Annotated in this window: 14 protein-coding genes, 2 tRNA genes, 3 rRNA genes and 1 riboswitch; of the genes, 7 read left to right on the top strand and 12 right to left on the bottom strand. The window is 46.2% G+C overall.

Annotated elements, in window-relative coordinates:
* Nucleotides 1-3 precede the first annotated feature (3 nt).
* From E0Z06_RS06915 to E0Z06_RS06890, 6 genes are all read right to left on the bottom strand, one after another.
* A complete protein-coding gene (locus E0Z06_RS06915; RefSeq protein WP_132583158.1) occupies nt 4-303 on the bottom strand; it encodes a PilZ domain-containing protein in 300 nt (99 codons plus the stop codon).
* Between the two features lie 86 nt (nt 304-389).
* Entirely contained in the window at nt 390-4,277 is a 3,888-nt protein-coding gene (gene hrpA / locus E0Z06_RS06910; protein ID WP_243695577.1) for an ATP-dependent RNA helicase HrpA, read from the bottom strand.
* 104 nt (nt 4,278-4,381) lie between these two features.
* On the bottom strand, nt 4,382-5,383 hold the full coding sequence (locus E0Z06_RS06905; RefSeq protein ID WP_132583154.1) for an isoaspartyl peptidase/L-asparaginase: 1,002 nt from the start codon (nt 5,381-5,383) through the stop codon (nt 4,382-4,384).
* Between the two features lie 130 nt (nt 5,384-5,513).
* Nucleotides 5,514-6,533 carry a malonyl CoA-ACP transacylase gene (locus E0Z06_RS06900; RefSeq protein WP_132583152.1) on the bottom strand — a complete coding sequence of 340 codons (1,020 nt, stop codon included), beginning with the start codon at nt 6,531-6,533 and terminating at the stop codon, nt 5,514-5,516.
* On the bottom strand, nt 6,530-8,740 hold the full coding sequence (locus tag E0Z06_RS06895) for a thiamine pyrophosphate-dependent enzyme (protein WP_132583150.1): 2,211 nt from the start codon (nt 8,738-8,740) through the stop codon (nt 6,530-6,532). The genes E0Z06_RS06900 and E0Z06_RS06895 overlap by 4 nt, the downstream gene beginning before the upstream one ends.
* Before the next feature lie 35 nt (nt 8,741-8,775).
* Complete coding sequence (locus tag E0Z06_RS06890; protein WP_132583148.1) at nt 8,776-9,954, bottom strand: acyl-CoA dehydrogenase; 1,179 nt, start codon at nt 9,952-9,954, stop codon at nt 8,776-8,778.
* Nucleotides 9,955-10,063: 109 nt separating this feature from the next.
* Between E0Z06_RS06890 and E0Z06_RS06885 the strand changes: the two genes are divergently transcribed.
* Together E0Z06_RS06885 and sbcB are read left to right on the top strand one after the other, a co-directional pair.
* A complete protein-coding gene (locus E0Z06_RS06885) occupies nt 10,064-10,897 on the top strand; it encodes a LysR family transcriptional regulator (RefSeq protein WP_132583146.1) in 834 nt (277 codons plus the stop codon).
* 133 nt (nt 10,898-11,030) lie between these two features.
* Nucleotides 11,031-12,464, top strand: a complete 1,434-nt coding sequence (sbcB, locus tag E0Z06_RS06880) for an exodeoxyribonuclease I (protein WP_132583144.1) — start codon at nt 11,031-11,033, stop codon at nt 12,462-12,464.
* Between the two features lie 34 nt (nt 12,465-12,498).
* On the opposite strand, the gene E0Z06_RS06875 is transcribed toward sbcB, so the two are convergent.
* Nucleotides 12,499-12,741 (bottom strand): DUF4282 domain-containing protein, encoded by a 243-nt coding sequence (locus tag E0Z06_RS06875; RefSeq protein ID WP_132583142.1) that lies wholly within the window; start codon nt 12,739-12,741, stop codon nt 12,499-12,501.
* A gap of 146 nt (nt 12,742-12,887) precedes the next feature.
* A riboswitch (TPP riboswitch) is annotated at nt 12,888-12,998 on the top strand.
* 96 nt (nt 12,999-13,094) lie between these two features.
* On the opposite strand from E0Z06_RS06875, the gene thiC reads away from it, so the two are divergent.
* From thiC to thiH, 5 genes are read left to right on the top strand one after another with little or no spacing between them, the layout of a single operon-like run.
* Nucleotides 13,095-14,879 (top strand): phosphomethylpyrimidine synthase ThiC, encoded by a 1,785-nt coding sequence (gene thiC, locus E0Z06_RS06870; RefSeq protein ID WP_132583140.1) that lies wholly within the window; start codon nt 13,095-13,097, stop codon nt 14,877-14,879.
* On the top strand, nt 14,863-16,395 hold the full coding sequence (thiE, locus tag E0Z06_RS06865; protein WP_132583138.1) for a thiamine phosphate synthase: 1,533 nt from the start codon (nt 14,863-14,865) through the stop codon (nt 16,393-16,395). The genes thiC and thiE overlap by 17 nt, the downstream gene beginning before the upstream one ends.
* Nucleotides 16,379-16,579 (top strand): sulfur carrier protein ThiS, encoded by a 201-nt coding sequence (thiS, locus tag E0Z06_RS06860; protein ID WP_165907379.1) that lies wholly within the window; start codon nt 16,379-16,381, stop codon nt 16,577-16,579. The genes thiE and thiS overlap by 17 nt, the downstream gene beginning before the upstream one ends.
* A 2-nt stretch (nt 16,580-16,581) precedes the next feature.
* Nucleotides 16,582-17,349: a thiazole synthase gene (locus E0Z06_RS06855; RefSeq protein ID WP_132583134.1), complete on the top strand. Its 768-nt coding sequence runs from the start codon at nt 16,582-16,584 to the stop codon at nt 17,347-17,349.
* Nucleotides 17,346-18,458 carry a 2-iminoacetate synthase ThiH gene (gene thiH / locus E0Z06_RS06850; protein ID WP_132583132.1) on the top strand — a complete coding sequence of 371 codons (1,113 nt, stop codon included), beginning with the start codon at nt 17,346-17,348 and terminating at the stop codon, nt 18,456-18,458. Before E0Z06_RS06855 ends, thiH begins: the two co-directional genes overlap by 4 nt.
* 165 nt (nt 18,459-18,623) lie before the next feature.
* Here thiH and rrf read toward each other — a convergent pair.
* The 5 genes from rrf to E0Z06_RS06825 form a co-directional block, all read right to left on the bottom strand.
* Nucleotides 18,624-18,738, bottom strand: a 5S ribosomal RNA gene (gene rrf, locus E0Z06_RS06845).
* Between the two features lie 152 nt (nt 18,739-18,890).
* A 23S ribosomal RNA gene (locus tag E0Z06_RS06840) occupies nt 18,891-21,769 on the bottom strand.
* Between the two features lie 299 nt (nt 21,770-22,068).
* A tRNA-Ala gene (locus E0Z06_RS06835) sits at nt 22,069-22,144 on the bottom strand.
* A 101-nt stretch (nt 22,145-22,245) separates the two neighbouring features.
* Nucleotides 22,246-22,322: transfer RNA gene (locus E0Z06_RS06830), tRNA-Ile, on the bottom strand.
* Between the two features lie 211 nt (nt 22,323-22,533).
* Nucleotides 22,534-24,058 (bottom strand): 16S ribosomal RNA (locus E0Z06_RS06825).
* Together the 16S, 23S and 5S rRNA genes with 2 tRNA genes alongside form the textbook arrangement of a ribosomal RNA operon.
* Nucleotides 24,059-24,190 lie beyond the last annotated feature (132 nt).

The following is a 24,190-nucleotide window of genomic DNA, read 5'->3' as shown; positions in this document are numbered from 1 at the left end:
CTGTTAACTCAATTCCATAAAAGCTAAACCCAGCTGATAAATATCCTCACTCTCTTGACTGCACCGCATTACCTTAGCGCTGGCATCCAGAGGTGGAACACTGGCATTAGCAGAATCTAGCCGTAATCTAATTAATGTGCCCATTTCTAGCGGTTCATCAACTTCAACTGACATACCTGACGCACTTAAATCACGGCAGATCCCGTCAACGACACGGCCTGTTTCTGGATCATTAATCATCAGTTTTACATCGGCATTCACCATCATGCGAAAATAATGCCGGTTGTCTCCTCTTGTCAGCATAATACCTCCCCTAGCTAGAACAGCTCTAAGTTATAGAACTTTCTGCAGGTGCTGTAAAGAGGTGTTAGCAACATGCATTGCTTTTGTTAAGTTTTCACTTCGTTAACGGCATGTAATATACGTTTAACCGAAATAGGATACGGCGTACCTAGCTGCTGTGCGTGCAGCGATACCTTTAACTCTTGCAGCATCCAATAAATATCTTGTACAGGCTCTGGTAATAACGAGCTACCCGCAAACTTGCCGAGTAAGTTTTGATAGGCATCGGCGGCTTTTTGATATTCGTGCATTAATAACCGATCACGTTGTGGGTCAGTTGGTAATTTCTCTAGTCGTTTTTGCATCGCTTGCAAATAACGCAGTAAATCATCTAACCGTGTTGCGCCATGGCGACTAACAAAGCCTTTAAAAATAAGCTCATTTAACTGTTGTTTAGTATCACCTTGTGATTGCACATGGGCTAAATCTACTTTGCCTTTTAAGCGTTTTTGTATGTCGTGGCATAGCGTTAAAATTTGCTCTACTTTAAGCGCAATAGTTAATACGGTATCACCAAGTTCAGCACGCACCCGTTCGCGTAACAACGTGAATTCATCACTATTTTGCGGTATCGCTGTTTTAGCTATTAGTGCATCAACACCAGCGGCAATGCAGTCATCAATAAGCTCTAATACCCGACCAAACGGATTAAAATACAAACCAAGTTTAGCTTTGTTGGGTAACGACTCTTGTAGGTATTTTACTGGCGATGGAATATTTAGCAGCAATAAACGCCTAAGCCCCTGCTTGGTGGTTTGTAGTGCTTGTTGCGGGTTGTCTAATAACTTTATGGCTACCGAGTCACGCTCATCTACTAGCGCCGGAAAGGCTTTAATTTCATAGCCGGCCTGCAGTTTTATATATTCTTTGGGTAACTGACCAAAGCTCCACTGTGTCAGTTTATTTTGTTCAATACCTTGCTCAGCGACCTGACTTAAACTTTGTTGCACCTCGCCTTGCAAGCCTTGCTTTAATAAACCCAGCGAGCGACCTTGCTGCACTGTCGTACCTTTTTCATCGACTACTTTAAAATTCATTTTTAAATGCAGTGGCACACTTTGTAAATCCCACGCTTCGTGCGGTATATCTATGCCCGACATGCGTTTTAAGCGATAGCTGATGCTTTCAAGTAATTTGCCATCAGCTGGCTGAATACTTTGCATTAAAGCATCAGCATAGTTGGGTGCGGGCACAAAGTTGCGCCGGTAGTGTTTTGGTAACGATTTAATTAGCGCGACTAATAAATCGTGCCGTAACGCGGGTATTAACCAGTCAAACCCGGTTTCTTCAACTTGGTTTAATAATGCCAGAGGAATAATAAGGCTAACACCGTCATCTATTTCGCCTGGGGCAAAATGATATTCTAGTGGTAACGTTAAATTACCTTGGCGCCACATTTCAGGAAACTTATCCGCAGTAATATCGCTCGCATCACGATTTAATAAGCTGTTCGGATCAAAGTTTAGATAGTTGGCATCTTCAGCGCGCTTTTTCTTCCACCACTTGGCAAAATCAATGCGATTGTTGGCCCACTCTGGCACCCGCTCAGCGTAAAAGGCCGCTAGCGTACCTTCGTCTACCAGAATATCGCGACGTCGTGATTTCTCTTCTAGCGCGGTTACATCATCAATTAAGCGCTGGTTGTGCTGTAAAAAGGCATCGTTGCTAGCCAATTCTTGGTTAACTAAGGCTTCACGAACAAAAATACCATGGCACACTGCGGCATCTATTTTGCTATATAACACGGCGCGTTTAGCAACAATAACTAAGCCATACAAGCTAACTTGTTCATAGGCGATAACGGCGCCACGTTTTTTCTCCCAGTGCGGTTCGCTATAGTTACGATTAACCAAATGTTGCGCCAGCGGCTCTATCCACTCAGGTTCAATTTTGGCAAGGGTTCGGGCATAGAGTTTACTGGTTTCTACCCATTCGGCCGCCGCAACCCATTTGGGCTTACGCTTAAATAAATGGCTACCCGGAAAGACAAAAAAGCGGGTTTGCCGTGGGCCTAAATAATCAGCTTCACTGTCTTTAAAACCAACCTGTCCCAGCAAACCGCTAAGTACCGCTTGATGAATGGGTATATAACTGGCCGCTTGGCTATTAAGCGTGTAGCCTTGCTCTTGCATTAGCTGCGTAAGTTGTGCGGTTAAATCTTGCCATTCGCGTACCCGCAAATAATTTAAAAACTCTTGACGACACAAACGACGAAACTGGTTATTACTTAGTTCTTCTTGTTGCTGTTGTAGGTATTGCCATAGTTTTAACCAGCTAGCAAAGTCAGAATCCGGATCAGCAAACCGTTGATGACATTGATCGGCTTTTTGTTGCTTATCTAACGGGCGCTCGCGAGGATCTTGAATTGATAACGCCGCCGCCAGCACTAATAGCTCTTGTAACGCACCGTTATCCGCTCCCGCGAGCACCATACGCGCTAAACGCGGATCTATGGGTAATCGCGCTAGTTTTTTACCTAACTCGGTAAGTTGTAGCCCTTGCTTGGTGCGCTGCAGTCCAATTGCACCAAGCTCCTCAAGTAATTTAATACCGTCGTTAATAAAGCGGCTATCGGGTCGTTGTAAAAACGGAAATGCGGCAATATCGCCCAGCCCTAACGCCAGCATTTGCATAATAACTGAGGCTAAATTGGTGCGCAGAATTTCCGGATCGGTAAACTCAGGCCGGCCATTAAAATCGTCTTCACTGTATAGGCGAATACAAATACCCGCAGCAACACGGCCACAACGCCCTTTGCGCTGATTAGCACTGGCCTGGCTAATAGCTTCTATGGGCAGCTGTTGCACCTTAGAGCGATAGCTGTAGCGTGATAAACGTGCGGTACCGGGATCAATGACATAACGAATACCTGGCACGGTTAACGAGGTTTCCGCCACGTTAGTTGCTAATACAATTCGCCGCCCACTGTGGCTTTGAAATATTCGGTTTTGCTCAGCGGCACTTAATCGGGCATATAGCGGTAATACTTCGGTATGCGGCAGTTTAAGTTTTTCTAGCGCGTCAGCGGTATCGCGTATCTCCCGCTCACCATTAAGAAAAATTAAAATATCGCCTGGCGGCTCACGGTAAAGCTCGTCTACGGCATCAAAGATGCCTTGCAACTGATCGGCGTCTTTCTCCTCTTGCTCTGATATTGGCCGATAACGGGTATCAACCGGATAAGTACGTCCAGATACTTCAATAATAGGCGCATCAAAAAAATGCTTAGAAAAGCGCTGAGGGTCAATAGTGGCTGAGGTAATAATCAGCTTTAGATCACGGCGCTTGGGTAACAGTTGTTTGAAATAACCAAGTAAAAAATCGATATTAAGACTACGTTCGTGCGCTTCGTCAATAATAATGGTGTCGTATTGGTTTAAAAAACGGTCTTGCTGAATTTCAGCCAGTAAAATACCGTCGGTCATTAGCTTAATATAAGTGTTATCACTGGTATGATCGCCAAAGCGTATTTTATAACCAACCTTATCACCCACCTGACATTCTAGCTCTTGGGCAATACGATCGCACACCGTGCGCGCAGCTAAACGACGTGGTTGGGTATGGCCAATCATACCGCTTATACCTCGGCCTAGCTCAAGGCAAATTTTGGGTATTTGCGTGGTTTTACCTGAGCCGGTTTCACCAGCAATAATCACTACCTGATTTGCGGCAATAGCAGCTTTAATATCGTCTTTCTTTTCTGAAACCGGTAACTGCAGCGCATAGGTGATCTTTGGCAAGGCTTGGCGCCTAGCGACAACCAAGGCTTCTGAGCGCCCTATATCCTTGGCAATACGCGCCAGCTGTTGAATTTTTACTGCATCCTCTAAGCTTTTGCAATTATGTAAACGACGACGCAAACGAAACTGATCTTTTAATAAGCAGCCAGTAACACGAGATAGTAATTCAGGAATAGTGATAACAGGTTCAGACAAAACAACGCCCTCGTTAATAGAGGGCGTCATGCTACCAAGAGCGGTAGGTAAAAATCCAGCGTTAACGCATGGCTAACCACCTAACTAAGCTAGTTTGGGTAAAATTAATTTTTAGTGCCAAAAATTTCAGTAATAACCTTTCCGCCTTCGGTTTTCATTGCGCGGTACATACCTTCGCTATTAAAAGCCCAGCTTAATTTACCTTTGTTATCAACCACAATAACGCCACCATCGCCACCAATCTGTTTTAATTCAGCAATGACTTCCTGTGCCGCTACGGCTGCTGTTTTTTGCTGATACTTGGCTCTGGCGCATATTTCATAGGCCACTTGGTAACGAATAAAATACTCACCATGGCCAGTAGCTGAAACCGCACAACTGCTATTATCGGCAAAGTTACCTGCACCTATTACCGGTGCATCACCAATTCTGCCATAGCGTTTTGCTGTCATACCACCAGTAGAGGTAGCCGCTGCTAAGTTACCTTGCCGGTCGATAGCTACCGCGCCTACTGTGCCCATTTTCCAAGCTGGGTCAAACGGTATAGAGGCTTGATGCGGTTGTGGCGTCATGGCCTGTTTGGCGCGCTTTAATGACTCATAACGAAAATCAGTATCAAAATAACTATTTTCTACCAACTCAAGTTTTTGCTCTTGCGCAAACTGCTCAGCGCCCTTGCCTGCTAACATCACATGCTCTGAATGCTGCATTACCGCTTTCGCTAGCAATATCGGGTTTTTCACATTGGTAACACCGGCCACAGCACCTGCGTTGCGATCTCGGCCATCCATAATAGAGGCGTCCAGTTCGTGAGTTTCATCAAAAGTATATACGGCACCCTTGCCAGCGTTAAACAACGGCGAGTCTTCTAGTACTAATACAGCCGCGGTTACCGCGTCAACGCTAGAACCGCCTTTTGCCAGCACCTCATAACCTTGGTTAATCGCATGGCTTAACATGGCGTGATACGCCTGCTCTTGCTGCTCGGTCATATTGGCGCGGTTAATGGTTCCTGCACCCCCATGGATCACTATACCAATAGGCGTAGTTGATGCTACAGCGACAGTTGACAGGCTCAGTAACCCTGCGGTAAGTAAAGCTTTCATTGTTTTATTCCTTGTCGTTATCTTACCTAGTTGTACGTTATTTCAGAATAAATCACAACAATCGACTGTTCGAAAAAGTGAAACGCCACGTGATATACGTGGCGTTTTTCGACAACGAGCTATGCATTAGTTAGACACAATGCACACGTTGCTCTGGCAGCCCCATACTAAGAATATAAGGTAGCCCAGCTTGCTGCGCTGCAACAAAGTCTTGCTTTGAGCCTATACCCTGCCAGTTAATTTGAATTAGGCTTTGCGCTACCGCACCACCTAATGCACCACCTGGGCCCAGTAAAATAATATGCTCTGGCGCAAACTCTTTTACGGCGGTTTGTAACGCTAATGAAAAATCATACGTCTGACAGACTTGATGCTGCAAGGTGTAGTGCTGCAGTGCGCTTAAGCTAGAGCCCAGCGCAGGCCAAATGTGGCCTTTACCATCAATTAACGGTAACTTTGGCTGGCTAAATTGCTGCGCTGGCCATAAGTTTAATGCCTTATCTGACGCACTTTGCATTAAACGGGTATGAAAACCAGCATGCCCTGGCAATAATAGCGGGAAACGATCATCACAAGGTGGTAATGCCGCGATTGCTGATTTAACTGCTGTTTCAGTGCCAGCTAACACGGCATAGCCGCCGTAAACAATCGACATATACAGCTCGTCTCGATGCAAAGCTAATTGCTGCTGCACCAAGGCAATTCGTTGCGGGTCGGGCTGCCAGTTCTCATCAATTACCGGATAAATAAACTGGGCACCGGCACCACCTGCTGTTAGCTGTGCCATATCAATAACTAATTGCATGCCGGTATCGGGCGCCAGCACGCCAGCACAGCCCAGTGCGGTGTACCACCCCATAGAGTTACCGGTAACGGCCACAACATCAAATTGTTCGCTATTAATACTTTGGTAATCACTAACGCCAGCCGCAAAAATTAAGCCGGCGGCGTTATCGGCTTTTAAATGCTGACTACGGTTAAATACTGGCAGTTGATCCAGCTCAGAAATGGTTGTTAAATTTCGTTCCTGTCTAACGCTGTCAAACTGCTGTAACAGAGCATTATCGGTTAGATGCTGCGTAATATAACCCAGCTCAGGTTTGTTATAAGTGCCACGCCCGGGGCAAACCACTAGTGCGGTTTTTTTCATGGTTTTGCCTCCTGCTTGCCAGCGGTTAATAACTGTAGCGCCTGTTCAATAATTTGTTGCTTAGATGGCAACACTGCGTAGGCTGCGCTACCTAAAGGAATAAAACTGTCTTGGGCGCACAAGCGGCTTATATGAAAACACGTAGGTTTAGCTTCATGTAGTGCGGTAAATAGCTCTTCACTTAACGACCCACGGCGGCGACACTCATCAACAATTAATACCTTACGACAATTACCTAATGCTTTAATTATCAAGTCAGTATGTAATGGTACCAAGGTGCGCAAATCAAGTACGCGTAACTTATAACCTTGCTCTGTTAACTCTTTTTCCGCCTGTCGGCTAAGAAAATATCCATTGCCGTAGCTAATAATGGCTAACTCTTCACCATCGCCAAAGCAGGCTGGTTCACCCAGTTGTGGCAACGGCGTATCGGGTGTTGGGTAATCGGACAACCACAGGCCATCACCAGCACTGTGTAAATCACGGGTCATATAAAGCGCTATTGGCTCAAGAAAAATAACCAAGCGTTTTTGCTCATGGGCTAACTGCACGGCTTGGCGCATGAGCAAAGCAGCATCGGCGCCATTAGACGGACAAAACAGGATGACACCTGGAATATCACGAAACACGGCAAAGGAGTTATCATTATGAAAGTGCCCACCAAAGCCCCGCTGATAGGCTAAGCCAGCAATACGAATGACCATGGCATTATGATATTTGCCATTAGAGAAAAACGGCAAAGTTGCCGCCTCACCCCGTATTTGGTCTTCCGCATTATGCACATAAGCTAAAAACTGAATTTCCGGTATGGCAATAAAACCTTGTTGGGCTAGGCCAATGGCCATTCCCAAAATACTTTGCTCATCTAGCAAGGTATTTATAACGCGGTTACTGCCAAACTCGTGGACTAAATGCTGGGTTACGCCGTAAACGCCGCCCTTTTTCGCTACGTCTTCACCAAACACTACGGTATTATTATACTGCGCTAACACATCATGTAATGCCCAGTTTAACAGTTTAGCCAGATGCTGTTTTTTACCCATGTTGTGCTGATCAAAAGCAAACAACTTCTGCCTTGCGTCAGTGGTTAGCAATGCTGGTTGGGCTAAATATGGCCGCTCTGGTGCAATAGACGCCATCACCTGCTCTGCAGTAACCAGCTTAGGCTTAGCACTTGCCGTGGCGGCTACTCGTGCAATTTGTTGTTGTAGTGCGTTAAGTTGCTGTAGTAATTGCTCTGCATTTACTTCACCCGTTGCAAGTAAAGCTGCAGTGCAAGTAAGTAAAGGGTCTTGCGCTAATTCGGCTTCTATTTGTGCTTTAGTGCGATACGCTACTTCAGTATCAGCACCGGCATGACCAAATAAGCGTACCGTAGATAAATGCAATATTGCTGGCTTACGTTTCGTGCGCACGTAATCTGCTGCGCGCTTAGCAATAGCGTAAGTTTGGGCACTATCACGACTGTCGGCAGCAAAATACTTTATTGCCGGTCTATCCGCCAAATTTTGTTCTATCCAGCCGTTGGGGGTTGGGGTTGAGATACCCAGGCCGTTATCTTCACAAACAAAGAGTATTGGCATAGGTACTTGCTGATACGCGACCCAACTGGTTGAGTTAATTGCACCCTGCGCTGTGGAGTGGTTGGCCGATGCATCACCAAAGCTACACACGGCGATGGCATCATGCGGCCATTGGCCTTTAAGAGCTAAACGCTTGCTTAGATCGATAGCAAAGGCAGTGCCTACAGCTTTAGGTAACTGTGAGGCAATGGTACTGGTTTGTGGTGGAATATTTAACGCTAAGCTGCCTAATACTTTATGTCGCCCGCCTGATATGGGGTCATCACTGCTGGCGCAAAACGATAACATCATGTCATACAGCGGTGTGCTACCGGGGTGTTGTTTACTGCGTTCAATAAAAAACGCGCCACTGCGATAGTGTAAAAACGCCGGATCAGTCACTCTTAGCGCCGCGGCAATAGCGGCGTTACTTTCATGTCCGGCACTACCAATGGTATAAAAACTCTGACCTTTGGCTTGTAGTAAACGAGACTGTAAATCCAGTAACCGGCTACACAGCTGGCTATGCCATAACTGATACAAGGTACTGTATTCAATCTCGTAACTTGAGCTATATTGCGGAAACTTACCGTCGCTTAAACGTTGCCGAAACTCATTAACCCAGGGATGCACTGCCTCTGACATAACGCGAACTCCACTATACGTATTAGACTAAGCTATTAACCGCCAAATGCCTGTAAACCGGTTTGTGCACGGCCTAAAATTAGCGCGTGAATATCATGCGTGCCTTCATAGGTATTAACCGCTTCTAAATTCATCACGTGGCGAATCACATGAAATTCATCAGCAATACCATTACCACCATGCATATCACGGGCAATGCGCGCAATATCTAAAGCTTTGCCGCAAGAATTACGTTTTATTAGCGATATTGTTTCTGGTGGTAGCATATTTTGGTCCATCAAACGCCCAGCCTGCAAACAGGCCAATAAACCAATGCTAATATCGGTTTGCATATCAGCCAGTTTTTTCTGTACTAATTGCGTAGCTGCAAGCGGTTTACCAAACTGATGACGGTCTAACGTATACTGACGCGCAGCGTGCCAGCAAAACTCCGCAGCACCCAGTGCGCCCCAAGCAATGCCATAACGAGCCTTGTTTAAGCAACCAAATGGGCCTTTTAAACCGCTGACATTTGGCAATAACGCCTCTTCAGTTACTTCAACGTTATCCATCACAATTTCACCGGTAATAGATGCACGTAGTGAAAACTTACCTTCAATTTTTGGTGCCGACAGCCCTTTCATACCCTTATCAAGTATAAAACCACGAATATCGCCATCTAGCTTGGCCCAAACCACAAATACGTCAGCAATCGGTGAATTTGTGATCCACATTTTGCTGCCATTTAATATATAACCACCGGCAACTTTCTTTGCCGTAGTGCGCATACCGGCAGGATCTGAACCCGCATCAGGTTCAGTTAAGCCAAAACAACCTACCCACTCTCCGGTAGCTAACTTAGGCAAATATTTCATCCGCTGTGCTTCACTACCGTATTCATAAATTGGATGCATAACCAGTGATGATTGCACGCTCATCGCGCTGCGATAACCGCTGTCAACGCGCTCTACTTCACGCGCCACTAAGCCATAACAAACGTAGTTTACGTTTGAGCAGCCATATTTTTCTGGCAAGGTGGCACCGAGTAAGCCAAGTTCACCCAGTTCACTCATAATTTCACGGTGAAAATGCTCTTCACGGTTAGCCATCAACACGCGCGGCATCAGTTTATCCTGACAATATTGATGCGCGCTATCGCGGATCATTCGTTCTTCTTCAGTAAGCATGCTCGAAAACGCAAATGGGTCCTGCCAATCAAAATGTGCACGTGTCATAGCAAATTCCTTAATAAAACCAGTAAAGTAATTTTTATTATTACCACATTAGCCTGCTTTAATGTACAGTTAAAATATAATAATCCTGTATCAGGTATAGTTTTTAACTATGGACATACGCCAACTCGGTTACTTTGTTGCAGTGTATGAGCAAGGCAGCATCAGCGCAGCAGCGCGGCATTGCTGTGTCGCGCAACCCTCTTTGTCTGCGGCACTGCGTCACTTAGAACAAGAACTGGGTGTTACGCTATTTATTCGCCTATCAAAAGGGGTAACTCCAACGGAGGATGGCGAAAAGCTGTACGGCCATGCCGGGCGCTTACTCAGCCAACTGCAATCGTTAAAAGCGTCTTTTGTGCAACCGGTTGCACGCGTAAAGTTTCGTTTGGGGTTAATACGAGCTTTAGGTGTCGAGCGAATGAGCCAGCTACTGCGTGAATTCAGTAACGCGGTACCTGGATTGGAGCTACATTTGGTTGAACCTACAGATAGCTGTGATGCGCGCATTATTACGCCGCAGTTATTAAAAGCCGGTGAAGCATTTCAACCGATTTGGCACGACAGCTATTTATTAGCCATTCCTTTAGGCTCGGCGCTAAGCTTACAGCAAGAAATACAACTCGACGACTTTGAGCAACTACCACTAATTAAGCGCACACCTTGTGATGCATGGAACACCTTATACCCTGAGCTAATTCGCCGCGGTATAAAGCCCGATTTACGCGCCGATATTCAAACTATTGAGTATGCACTTGGCTTGGTTTCAGCCGGTGTAGGTTGCGCTTTAGTGCCTAACCTTGATTCTTTATTGCAACGACAAGACCTTATATTAAGACCCGTAAACTTGCAGAAGTTAAAACGTGAACTTGGCCTTGCCTATAATAAAAATCATACGTCAGCACCACTTAGTGTATTGCTGCAACTGTGTCAGGCCACGGCATAGCTATATAATAATTTACATTTTACTGCTGGCTTATGGCAAAAACCGTGAGAGTACAATCAGTTGCTGCTACACTGGCTACAACACTGTTATTAATATTATATCTCTGACATTTTTAGACGATGATCAAAATACTATGACCGAACTTGCCAGCTTTTATTTTCATGATTACGAAACTTGGGGTGCTGATCCTAAACGCGACCGCCCCGCACAGTTCGCAGGTATCCGTACCGATTTAGATTTAAATATTATTAGTGAGCCTGACGTATGGTACTGCCAATTAGCGAATGACTATTTACCTCACCCACAAGCGGCATTAATTACCGGCCTAACACCGCAACTTTGCAATAAAAAAGGTTTAATTGAAACCGAGTTTATGCAACGTATTTTAAGCCGCTTTAGCACACCTAATACCTGCGTGGTGGGTTATAACAATTTACGTTTTGATGATGAAGTAACGCGCCACAGCTTATTTCGCAACTTTTATGAGCCTTATGGCCGAGAATGGCAGCAAGGTAACAGCCGCTGGGATCTTATCGATACGGTTCGCGCCTGTTATGCATTGCGGCCAGAGGGTATTGTGTGGCCGCAGCGTGAAGATGGCAGCCCTAGTTTTAAACTGGAAGAGCTCACTCGCGCCAATGGCTTAGCGCACGAAAAAGCGCACGATGCGCTATCCGACGTTTACGCTACTATCGCCATAGCAAAACTGATTAAAGATAAACAACCCAAGCTATTTCACTACCTATTTAACTTACGTAAAAAGCAAAACGCAGCTGAGTTAATTGATGTTGCTAGCATGGTGCCACTGGTGCATGTTTCGTCTAAGTTTCCGGCCAGTTCTGGTTGTGTTAGCTGGATAGCACCGTTAGCGTTTCATCCAACTAATAAAAACGCCATAATTTGTTATAATTTGCAGGCCGATCCAACACCGTTACTTAATGATGATGTTGCCACCTTGCAACAAAAACTTTATACCAAAACTGCTGACTTAGCCCAAGGCGAACAGCGTTTAGGCCTAAAGCTTATTCATTTAAATAAATGCCCCGTGCTGGCACCCGCAAAAACATTAAGCGAGCAACGCGCAACAGAATTAGGTATTAATCGCGCGCAGTGTTTAGACCATTTAGACTGGCTGCGTCAGCACCCTATTATTCAAAACAAAGTGATAGAGCTGTATCAGCAGTTAGACGAATACCCTGCCGAGTCTAACCCAGATTATCAGCTGTACAGCGGCTTTATTAGCAACGCCGATAAGCAAAAAATGCAGCAATTACATGAGTTGCCACCAGAGCACCTAGGTAGCTCTGCACCCACTTTCGCTGATGATCGCTTAAATAACCTACTGTTTTTGTATCGTGCTCGCAACTACCCGGCCAGCTTAACCGACAGCGAGCAACAAAAGTGGCAGCGCTATCGTACCGATAAGCTAATGCACGGCTTAGATAAGCCTAACTTAACCTTTGAAGAATTCGGTTTATTGTTAGAGAACCTCGCGCATGAACATGCCAGTGATGAGAAAAAAACAGCAATATTAAAAGCATTATATTTATATGCTGAGAATTTATAACTAAAAAAACACCGGCTTACACCGGTGTCTGTTTTTACTCTTTGTCGGCTAATTTTCTTAAATTATCGTGAATTTTAAATAACACGATAAGTAACTCACACCAAATTCTGACACCAATACTACCAAACACTAAAATACCTAAACCAGACCAAAAACTACCATATGCGGTAAACATGGCCCCTAATCCACTAATTACAACACCAATTAGCATCAGCCAATAAACAAAAGTAATAATTTTTGGTGTTAACATTGAATCGAAAAATAATACATCTCTCATGAGTTTTCCCTTATTGTTATTATTCCACAGGTTAACCTGTCTATAGCACGATATGGCACTAGCAAATTTTCAGCAACTCCGATGAGTCTAGTATTCTTAATTATTTCACAATCTTTGCTTTTTCATTACTTATCACTATAATCCAGCACTACTTGTCGGAGTGCCTAGCTATTTATAGCAGGCTGAGACCGTGAAAACGGGATCCGTTGAACCTGATCAGGCTAATACCTGCGAAGGGAAACAAGGGAAACGCATTATATTACGTAACATCTATCTGTATTGATAAGTTATGTTTATTCTATTGCGCCGCCCACTCCGGACAAGCAACCTCAATTTGCTAACCGGAGCTTGCTATGTCTACTGTACCAACCAATAGTCGTGATTTACGCGCCCACGCTCGGGCTTATATTAATGCGTTACAAGGTGAAACCTTTCCCGGTTCTAGCCGAAGGTATTTGCATTGTTCTATTAGTAACGTACAAGTACCTGTACGTGATATTCACCTTAGCCCTACCAAACAAGCCGACGGCAGCGAATTAATTAACCCTGCACTTTCGGTTTACGACACGTCAGGGCCTTATGGCGACCCGGCAAAACAGCTGGACGTACTAAAGGGCTTACCTAAACTACGTTTACCATGGATTAAAGCACGGCAAGACGTAGCCATTTCAACTGTACCCAGCTTTGTTGATATTGCCCTAAACGAGCAAATAACCGAGTTTGAACACCAACCTTTACAAGCCAAAGCCGGCAGTACCGTAACCCAACTGCATTACGCACGCGCCGGTATTATCACTCCTGAAATGCACTACATTGCGTTGCGTGAAAACATGGGCACACAAAGCGATAACGTGCGTACCCACCAAGGTGAAAACTTTGGCGCCAGTACGCCAAAGCAAATTACTGCCGAGTTTGTCCGCAAAGAGGTTGCCGCTGGTCGCGCTATTATTCCACTAAACATTAATCATCCTGAGGCAGAGCCGATGATTATTGGCCGTAACTTTAAAGTAAAAGTAAACGCTAATATTGGTAATTCGTCGGTTAGCTCAAGTATTGAAGAAGAAGTAGAAAAGCTTATTTGGGCAACACGTTGGGGTGCAGACACCGTAATGGACTTATCTACCGGTAGGCGCATTCATCAAACTCGTGATTGGATACTACGCAACAGCCCAGTACCTATTGGCACCGTACCTATTTATCAAGCCCTAGAAAAAGTTAAGGGTGATGTTAGCAAATTAAGCTGGCAGGTATTTTATGACACTCTGGTTGAGCAAGCGGAGCAAGGTGTTGATTACTTTACTATTCATGCTGGCGTGTTAAAAGATCATGTGCCCTTAGCAGCAAAACGCGTAACCGGAATAGTGTCGCGTGGTGGCGCTATTATGGCGCAGTGGTGCCGACTATTTAATCAAGAAAGTTTTTTATATCAACACTTTGAAGAAATTTGTCAGCTGTGTGCTCGCTACGATATTTCACTTTCATTAGGCGACGGTTTACGCCCCGGCAGTATTGCCGATGCCAACGATGCGGCACAGTTTGCTGAACTGCGTACTTTAGGCGAGCTAACAAAAATTGCATGGCGCTATGATGTGCAAGTGATGATAGAAGGCCCTGGCCATGTACCTATGCAGCTAATTCAAGAGAATATGACCGAGCAGCTAAAACATTGCGATGAAGCACCGTTTTATACGCTTGGGCCATTAACCACCGATATTGCTCCGGGTTATGATCATATTACCTCAGGCATTGGTGCGGCGATGATCGGCTGGTTTGGTTGTGCCATGTTATGTTACGTCACGCCGAAAGAGCATTTAGGACTGCCGAACAAAGAAGATGTCAAACAAGGCCTTATCGCTTATAAAATTGCGGCCCATGCCGCAGACTTAGCCAAAGGGCATCCGGGTGCACAACTACGTGACAACGCATTGTCTAAAGCCCGTTACGAGTTTCGCTGGAAAGATCAATACAATTTATCTTTAGATCCGTTCACAGCTAAAGCCTACCACGATGAAACGCTAGGCCATGAAGGCGCTGACGATGAGCAATTTTGTTCAATGTGTGGGCCAAAGTTCTGCTCTATGCGCTTAAACCAGCAAATTCAACAGCAAGAGGCACAAACTGATGCCACAGCAAACTAACCCTTTAACTAAACCGATAGTCTGGACTGTCGCTAGCTCAGATAGCGGCGGTGGCGCCGGCATTCAGGCCGATTTACATAGTTTTAAAGCATTAGAGTGCCATGGCTGTAGCGTTATTGCGGCTATTACGGCGCAAAATAGCGTAGGCATTACGGCTTATGAATGTGTCAGCCCTGCGCTATTTTTGGCGCAGTTAAACTGCCTGCTAGAAGATATGCCACCGCAGGTAATTAAAATTGGTTTAATCCCCAATAGTGATTTATTAGAGCAGTTATCACTCTGGTTAAGCCAACATAAATCGGCATACCGCTTTAAAGTGGTAGCCGATCCGGTATTTAGCAGTAGCACCGGTAGTAACTTTGTCGAACAAGGTTTGTTAACTATTTGGCGGCAACAGCTATTACCACTAATTGACTTAATTACGCCTAATTTACCCGAATTAGCATTGCTTAGCGATTTACCCAAACAAAGTATAGCCCAGCAAGTTACCCAGCTGTTTACTTGGGGCACCACAGCAGTGCTAGTGACAGGTGGTCATGATACTAGTACCGTTGATGTGATTGATAGGCTGTATGTCAACAAGTCAGAATTAACCACGCAACCAATACTCAGTCTATATAATTCACGCTTAAATACGGTTCACACTCATGGTACAGGTTGTGTATTAGCCAGTAGTATTGCAGCAGCATTAGCGCAAGGCTATCCATTAACAGATGCAGTTATCCTAGGTAATGCTAGTGTGCAACATGCATTAAGCGCGGCTTATGCAACGGGAAAAGGTGCGGGTTGCGTACAACTTAACTCTTGGCCAGTTAAGGTAGAGAGCTTTCCCCGTTTAAATGTACGAGATAATTTAACCTCAACTGCACCTTTTGCCGCAATGCTGCGCCCTATCGGTCTTTATCCAGTGGTTGATAATAGTGATTGGCTACAAGATTTAGCACCTTATGGCGCCGATACCCTACAGTTACGCATTAAAGCTGGCAGTAACATGGAAATAGAACAGCAAATAACAACGGCGGTTGCACTAAGCCGAAAACATAACTTGCGGCTATTTATTAACGATTACTGGCAACTTGCAATCAAGCATAACGCTTATGGTGTGCACCTTGGCCAAGAGGATTTGCAAACTGCAGATCTTGAGGCAATAAGAACTGCAGGTTTACGCTTAGGCGTATCGACACACAGTTACTTAGAACTGCTAACGGCGATTGAACTGCAGCCCTCGTACATTGCACTTGGCCATATTTTCGCTACCGACACAAAAAAAATGCCGTCTAAGCCCCAAGGGTTAGTGAAGTTGGCGCGCTATGCCAGTTTGTGTCAGCACATACCAACAGTAGCAATAGGTGGCATTAACGAGGGAAGGTTGTTGGCGGTGTTAAGTACCGGTGTTGATGGAGTCGCTGTTGTGTCAGCAATTACCACTCAACCACAGCCAGCACAAGCCTTTATTCAGCTAAAACGCCTTATCGAACAGCATGCTAGCGAGAATTACAATGCAAATTACGCTTAACACGACCGAACTAACGGTAGCTGAAAGTATAACAGTACAGCAGCTACTCAATGCACAAGATATCTCTGAAGTAGGCTTAGCCATAGCGATTAATAATACAGTATTAGCTAAACGCTTATGGCCAGCGCACCAGCTGCAGCAAAATGATGCGCTACAGCTATTTCAACTAGTTACCGGAGGTTAACCATGTTATGTATTGCCGATAAAACTTTCGACAGCCGCTTGTTACTTGGTAGCGGTAAGTTTTCTAGTAGCCAATTAATGCAACAAGCCGTTGCAGCAAGTGGTTGCCAACTCGTTACCTTAGCAATGAAACGACTTAACCTCGCGCTTAAACACGATGATTTACTCACGCCACTACGCGAGTTAGGGGTACAGCTATTACCTAATACCTCTGGTGCAAAAAATGCAAAAGAAGCCATATTGGCCGCCCAGCTGGCTCGCGATGCCTTAGACACTAACTGGTTAAAACTAGAAATACACCCAGATCCACGCTATTTGATGCCAGACCCGATTGAAACCCTAATTGCCGCTAAAGAATTAGTGAAACAAGGTTTTATTGTTCTACCCTACTGCAGTGCTGATCCTGTGTTATGTAAACATCTGGAAGACGCGGGCTGCGCCGCAGTTATGCCACTAGGTGCCGCTATTGGCTCAAACCAAGGTTTACAAACTCGTGCCATGCTAGAAATTATTATTCAGCAAGCCGCTATACCGGTCATCATTGATGCCGGCATTGGCGCACCATCTCATGCCGCAAATGCATTGGAACTTGGCGCGTCAGCCGTTCTGGTGAATACAGCTATAGCTTGCAGTAATGACCCTGTTACTATGGCCAACGCGTTTCGACTGGCCTGCATGGCTGGTTCTGCCGCCTACCAAGCGGGCATCGCCACCCCATATCAACATGCAATGGCAACGAGCCCATTAACTGCCTTTTTGGATCAACTATGAGCTTTTACCATAAATGGCAAACAATAGACTGGCAAAGTTTACAACTGCAAAGCCGAGCATTTAGTGCCGCAGATATACAAGCGGTTATAAGCAAACAACGTTTAACTCTTGTTGATTTACAAGCGCTGCTATCGCCCGCAGCCGCCGCGTTTTTACCGCAACTGGCAAGCAAAGCGCAACAAGTTACTCGTCAGCGCTTTGGCGCAACAGTGCAACTATATGCACCACTGTATTTATCCAACCTCTGTGCTAACGAATGTACTTATTGTGGTTTTTCGCTTAGCCAAAAAGTAAAAAGACGTACACTCAATCTTGCTGAAATAGAACAAGAATGCCAAGCCATTAAGGCTATGGGTATTGAGCAGGTACTTATTGTTACCGGCGAACATGAAAACAAGGTAGGTATCGCGTATTTCCGCAATGTTTTACCGCTAATTCGGCGCTACTTCAGTACAGTACAACTTGAGGTTCAACCTTTAAGTACTGACGAATACTCTGAATTAAAATATTTAGGCGTAGACGCTGTCATGGTATATCAAGAAACCTATAACCAAAGCGCATACCAAAGCCATCATTTAAGAGGCAACAAAACTGACATTGCATGGCGATTAAACACACCCGATCGGATTGGTAATGCTGGTATAGATAAAATAGGTATAGGTATTTTATTAGGCTTGTCCGACTGGCGAACCGATGCAATATTGTTAGCTCAACATTTACAATACTTACAACACCAATACTGGCAAAGTCGTTATAGCTTATCTGTGCCCAGAATACGCCCTTGTAGTGGTGGTATTGAAACGCCTTTAGCCATCAGTGACAAAGAGTTAGTACAACTTATCTGCGCGTTTCGCTTGTTCTCACCCGAGTTAGAAATAAGCCTATCAACTCGTGAATCTGCGGTATTCCGTCAGCACGTTATTCCGTTAGCAATTACCAGCATTAGTGCCGGCTCAAAAACCCAGCCAGGTGGTTATAGTGTTGCACCAGATAGCCTTGAACAATTTAGTATCGATGATGACCGAACGGTGGTTCAGGTAGCTGAGGCGTTGAAAAACCAAGGAATACAACCGGTTTACAAAGATTGGGAACACTATCTTGGTAGATAAGGCCCCTGGGCTATACTCTAGGTGTAGTAACACCTATTAACGATAACATATAGTTATTAGATCCGCGTAAGCGGGTTTTTTATTGGCTATTATTTCGCATTATTTAGCCAAGTTACAGACGTAAAAAAGCCCGACTCATACGAGACGGGCTTTCTTGAATTGGGAGCCTGGCGGTGAACTACTCTCGCATGGCGAATGCCACACTACCATCGTCGCAGCTGCGTTTCACTTCTGAGTTCGGAATGGGATCAGGTGGGTCCACAGCGCTATTGCCACCAGGCAAAAACTTGTAGGGAACACGTTTTAACGCACTGTAGTGCGGCCCGTTAGGGTCAAATCCATGGAAGAATTTGATAAAAACTGTGTTCCGATATTCGGCAATCTGATTAGTAGTTACACACGTATTCTTTCTAAAAACACCTTGGGCGTTGTATGGTTAAGCCACACGGGCAATTAGTATGAGTTAGCTTAACACATCACTGCGCTTCCACACCTCACCTATCAACGTTGTGGTCTTCAACGACCCTTTAGCAGGCTTAAAGCCTGAGGGATGACTCATCTTGTGGCCGGCTTCGCGCTTAGATGCTTTCAGCGCTTATCCGTTCCGAACGTAGCTACCGGGCAATGCCATTGGCATGACAACCCGAACACCAGCGGTTCGTTCACTCCGGTCCTCTCGTACTAGGAGCAACTCCACTCAATCATCCAACGCCCACGGCAGATAGGGACCGAACTGTCTCACGACGTTCTAAACCCAGCTCGCGTACCACTTTAAATGGCGAACAGCCATACCTTGGGACCGACTTCAGCCCCAGGATGTGATGAGCCGACATCGAGGTGCCAAACACCGCCGTCGATATGAACTCTTGGGCGGTATCAGCCTGTTATCCCGGAGTACCTTTTATCCGTTGAGCGATGGCCCTTCCATACAGAACCACCGGATCACTATGACCTACTTTCGTACCTGCTCGACGTGTCTGTCTCGCAGTTAAGCTGGCTTCTACCATTACACTAACCGTACGATGTCCGACCGTACTTAGCCAACCTTCGTGCTCCTCCGTTACGCTTTAGGAGGAGACCGCCCCAGTCAAACTACCCACCAGACACTGTCCACGACCCCGATAAGGGGCCTACGTTAGAACATCAGACATACAAGGGTGGTATTTCAAGGACGGCTCCATCTGAACTAGCGTTCAAACTTCAAAGCCTCCCACCTATCCTACACATGTAGGGCCAATGTTCAGTGCCAAGCTATAGTAAAGGTTCACGGGGTCTTTCCGTCTAGCCGCGGGTACACGGCATCTTCACCGCGATTTCAATTTCACTGAGTCTCTGCTGGAGACAGCCTGGCCATCATTACACCATTCGTGCAGGTCGGAACTTACCCGACAAGGAATTTCGCTACCTTAGGACCGTTATAGTTACGGCCGCCGTTTACCGGGGCTTCGATCAAGAGCTTCGCTTGCGCTAACCCCATCAATTAACCTTCCGGCACCGGGCAGGTGTCACACCCTATACGTCCTCTTACGAGTTTGCAGAGTGCTGTGTTTTTAATAAACAGTTGCAGCCAGCTGGTCACTGCGACTCTTCGCTGCTTACGGAGCAAGTCCTTAACAGCAAAGAGCGTACCTTCTCCCGAAGTTACGGTACTATTTTGCCTAGTTCCTTCAGCAGAGTTCTCTCAAGCGCCTTGGTATGCTCTACCTGACCACCTGTGTCGGTTTCGGGTACGATCACCAATACCTGAAGCTTAGAGGTTTTTCCTGGAAGCATAGCGTCAACAACTTCGTGTCCTTAGACACTCGTCTCGTATCTCAGCCTTAAGAAACCGGATTTGCCTAGTCTCTCAGCCTACTTACTTTCACGCGGACTACCAACGCCGCGCTTGCCTAGCTTTCTCCGTCACCCCATCGCAGTATTGGTCGGTACGGGAATATTAACCCGTTTCCCATCGACTACGCTTTTCAGCCTCGCCTTAGGAGTCGACTCACCCTACCCTGATTAGCATGGGATAGGAACCCTTGGTCTTTCGGCGGGGAAGTTTTTCACTCCCCTTATCGTTACTCATGTCAGCATTCGCACTTCTGATACCTCCAGCAAACCTCCCGGTCTACCTTCAACGGCTTACAGAACGCTCCTCTACCACTTGTGCAAGCACAAGTCCGCAGCTTCGGTGAATGATTTAGCCCCGTTACATCTTCCGCGCAGGCCGACTCGACTAGTGAGCTATTACGCTTTCTTTAAAGAATGGCTGCTTCTAAGCCAACCTCCTAGCTGTCTATGCCTTCCCACATCGTTTTCCACTTAATCATTACTTTGGGACCTTAGCTGGCGGTCTGGGTTGTTTCCCTTTCCACGACGGACGTTAGCACCCGCCGTGTGTCTCCCGAGTAGTACTCATTGGTATTCGGAGTTTGCATGGGGTTGGTAAGTCGGGATGACCCCCTAGCCCAAACAGTGCTCTACCCCCAATGGTATTCGCTCGAGGCGCTACCTAAATAGCTTTCGAGGAGAACCAGATATCTCCGAGCTTGATTAGCCTTTCACTCCGATCCACAAGTCATCCCCTAATTTTTCAACATTAGTGGGTTCGGTCCTCCAGTTAGTGTTACCCAACCTTCAACCTGCTCATGGATAGATCGCCCGGTTTCGGGTCTACACCCTGCAACTATTCGCCCAGTTAAGACTCGGTTTCCCTACGGCTCCCCTATTCGGTTAACCTTGCTACAGAATGTAAGTCGCTGACCCATTATACAAAAGGTACGCAGTCACACCACGAAGGTGCTCCCACTGCTTGTACGTACACGGTTTCAGGTTCTATTTCACTCCCCTTACAGGGGTTCTTTTCGCCTTTCCCTCACGGTACTGGTTCACTATCGGTCAGTCAGGAGTATTTAGCCTTGGAGGATGGTCCCCCATGTTCAAACAGGATGTCTCGTGTCCCGTCCTACTCGTTTTCACTATAAAGGTGTTGTCGTGTACGGGGCTATCACCCTGTATCGCTACTCTTTCCAGAGTATTCCACTAACACCAATGTAGCTTAAGGGCTACTCCGCGTTCGCTCGCCGCTACTAACGGAATCTCGGTTGATTTCTTTTCCTCGGGGTACTTAGATGTTTCAGTTCTCCCGGTTTGCCTCGTTACACTATGTATTCATGTAACGATAGTGCATAAATGCACTGGGTTTCCCCATTCGGATATCTGCGGGTCTAACGCCTCTTACCGGCTTCCCACAGCTTTTCGCAGGTTAGTACGTCCTTCATCGCCTCTGACTGCCAAGGCATCCACCGTGTACGCTTATTCACTTAACCATACAACCCCAAGATGTCTTGAAATCATACAGTGTGTTTAAGGTTCACAACGTCTTGCTGGTCTATTTTTCCCGCTGCGTTGTTGCACTTCCTCACTTGCTCAGCCATTAACCGAAGTTAACTCCTTCACGCGTTCGTTGTGCGCCTAGCAACAGTAAAAACATCCTGTGCAATATTTTGCACCTTGTTTTTTACTACTATCAGCTTGCCAAATTGTTAAAGAGCATTTGAGATTAAACTCAAATCAAATCATTCTGTTTAGAACGCTTTGATTTGAATTTTTTAGAGTAAATAAAGAATGGTGGAGCCAAGCGGGATCGAACCGCTGACCTCCTGCGTGCAAGGCAGGCGCTCTCCCAGCTGAGCTATGGCCCCAATAAGGATCCAATTAAGGAATTGTGTATCAGACAAGGCACTTTGATACGAAGCATACTAGTGTATGTGAGTATCGAAGTAACGCCGTATGATGCGCAATTTGGTGGGTCTGAGTAGACTCGAACTACCGACCTCACCCTTATCAGGGGTGCGCTCTAACCACCTGAGCTACAGACCCGTTTAACTGGTCTGTTTTATCTATCGCTGCGTTTCACTTCTCTCTCAGTCAGTCATTTACATTAGTAAACTCCTTCCTTCGTTCGGCGTGCGCCTTGCGCTAAATAAAACATCCTGCGTTATTTATTCTCATAAACTTCGCAATAAACTTTATTTGCTCTATCTCTACAATCAATCATCTGTGTGAACACTTACAACTTCTTCACTTTAGGTAAGGAGGTGATCCAACCGCAGGTTCCCCTACGGTTACCTTGTTACGACTTCACCCCAGTCATGAATCACAAAGTGGTAAGCGCCCTCCCGAAGGTTAAGCTACCTACTTCTTTTGCAACCCACTCCCATGGTGTGACGGGCGGTGTGTACAAGGCCCGGGAACGTATTCACCGTGGCATTCTGATCCACGATTACTAGCGATTCCTACTTCACGCAGTCGAGTTGCAGACTGCGATCCGGACTACGATATGCTTTAAGAGATCCGCTCACTGTCGCCAGCTTGCCTCCCTCTGTACATACCATTGTAGCACGTGTGTAGCCCTACTCGTAAGGGCCATGATGACTTGACGTCGTCCCCACCTTCCTCCGGTTTATCACCGGCAGTCTCCCTAGAGTTCCCACCATTACGTGCTGGCAACTAAGGATAAGGGTTGCGCTCGTTGCGGGACTTAACCCAACATTTCACAACACGAGCTGACGACAGCCATGCAGCACCTGTCTTACAGTTCCCGAAGGCACTTTCGCATCTCTGCAAAATTCTGTAGATGTCAAGAGTAGGTAAGGTTCTTCGCGTTGCGTCGAATTAAACCACATGCTCCACCGCTTGTGCGGGCCCCCGTCAATTCATTTGAGTTTTAATCTTGCGACCGTACTCCCCAGGCGGTCTACTTAGTGCGTTAGCTGCGCTACTCACAGTACAAGACCACGAACAGCTAGTAGACATCGTTTACGGCGTGGACTACCAGGGTATCTAATCCTGTTTGATCCCCACGCTTTCGCACCTCAGCGTCAGTATTGTGCCAGGGGGCCGCCTTCGCCACTGGTATTCCTCCAAATCTCTACGCATTTCACCGCTACACTTGGAATTCTACCCCCCTCTCACATACTCTAGTCTGCCAGTTTTGAATGCAATTCCCAGGTTGAGCCCGGGGCTTTCACATCCAACTTAACGAACCGCCTACGTGCGCTTTACGCCCAGTAATTCCGATTAACGCTTGCACCCTCCGTATTACCGCGGCTGCTGGCACGGAGTTAGCCGGTGCTTCTTCTGCGAGTAACGTCAAAAATAGCCGCTATTAACGCCTATCCCTTCCTCCTCGCTGAAAGTGCTTTACAACCCTAAGGCCTTCTTCACACACGCGGCATGGCTGGATCAGGCTTGCGCCCATTGTCCAATATTCCCCACTGCTGCCTCCCGTAGGAGTCTGGGCCGTGTCTCAGTCCCAGTGTGGCTGATCATCCTCTCAAACCAGCTAGGGATCGTCGCCTTGGTGAGCCATTACCCCACCAACTAGCTAATCCCATATAGGTGCATCCGATAGCATGTGGCCCGAAGGTCCCACACTTTGGTCCGTAGACATTATGCGGTATTAACAGCCGTTTCCAACTGGTATCCCCCTCTATCGGGCAGCTCCCTATACATTACTCACCCGTCCGCCGCTAGGTCCGAAAACCCCGCTCGACTTGCATGTGTTAGGCCTGCCGCCAGCGTTCAATCTGAGCCATGATCAAACTCTTCTATTAAAGTTCTTTCTGCCACCAAAGTGGCGCTCAGTCTTACTGACTTAAAACATATTTCTATGTAAGTCACTCAACCGATGTATTTCATTTTTGTGAAATCCATCATAAGTGCCCACACAGATGATTGATTGCGAA

Source organism: Rheinheimera sp. D18, assembly GCF_004345025.1.
GTDB classification, from domain to species: Bacteria; Pseudomonadota; Gammaproteobacteria; order Enterobacterales; family Alteromonadaceae; genus Alishewanella; species Alishewanella metallidurans.
The sequence above is the reverse complement of the archived record's forward strand: the minus strand, read 5'-3'. Positions and strand labels throughout refer to the sequence as shown.

Excerpts from the sequence above, each read along its gene's own strand:
- E0Z06_RS06915 (WP_132583158.1), bottom strand. The coding sequence starts at position 303 with ATGCTGACAAGAGGAGACAACCGGCATTATTTTCGCATGATGGTGAAT.
- E0Z06_RS06905 (WP_132583154.1), bottom strand. The coding sequence starts at position 5,383 with ATGAAAGCTTTACTTACCGCAGGGTTACTGAGCCTGTCAACTGTCGCT.
- E0Z06_RS06900 (WP_132583152.1), bottom strand. The coding sequence starts at position 6,533 with ATGAAAAAAACCGCACTAGTGGTTTGCCCCGGGCGTGGCACTTATAAC.
- E0Z06_RS06895 (WP_132583150.1), bottom strand. The coding sequence starts at position 8,740 with ATGTCAGAGGCAGTGCATCCCTGGGTTAATGAGTTTCGGCAACGTTTA.
- E0Z06_RS06890 (WP_132583148.1), bottom strand. The coding sequence starts at position 9,954 with ATGACACGTGCACATTTTGATTGGCAGGACCCATTTGCGTTTTCGAGC.
- E0Z06_RS06885 (WP_132583146.1), top strand. The coding sequence starts at position 10,064 with ATGGACATACGCCAACTCGGTTACTTTGTTGCAGTGTATGAGCAAGGC.
- sbcB (WP_132583144.1), top strand. The coding sequence starts at position 11,031 with ATGACCGAACTTGCCAGCTTTTATTTTCATGATTACGAAACTTGGGGT.
- E0Z06_RS06875 (WP_132583142.1), bottom strand. The coding sequence starts at position 12,741 with ATGAGAGATGTATTATTTTTCGATTCAATGTTAACACCAAAAATTATT.
- thiC (WP_132583140.1), top strand. The coding sequence starts at position 13,095 with ATGTCTACTGTACCAACCAATAGTCGTGATTTACGCGCCCACGCTCGG.
- thiE (WP_132583138.1), top strand. The coding sequence starts at position 14,863 with ATGCCACAGCAAACTAACCCTTTAACTAAACCGATAGTCTGGACTGTC.
- thiS (WP_165907379.1), top strand. The coding sequence starts at position 16,379 with ATGCAAATTACGCTTAACACGACCGAACTAACGGTAGCTGAAAGTATA.
- E0Z06_RS06855 (WP_132583134.1), top strand. The coding sequence starts at position 16,582 with ATGTTATGTATTGCCGATAAAACTTTCGACAGCCGCTTGTTACTTGGT.
- thiH (WP_132583132.1), top strand. The coding sequence starts at position 17,346 with ATGAGCTTTTACCATAAATGGCAAACAATAGACTGGCAAAGTTTACAA.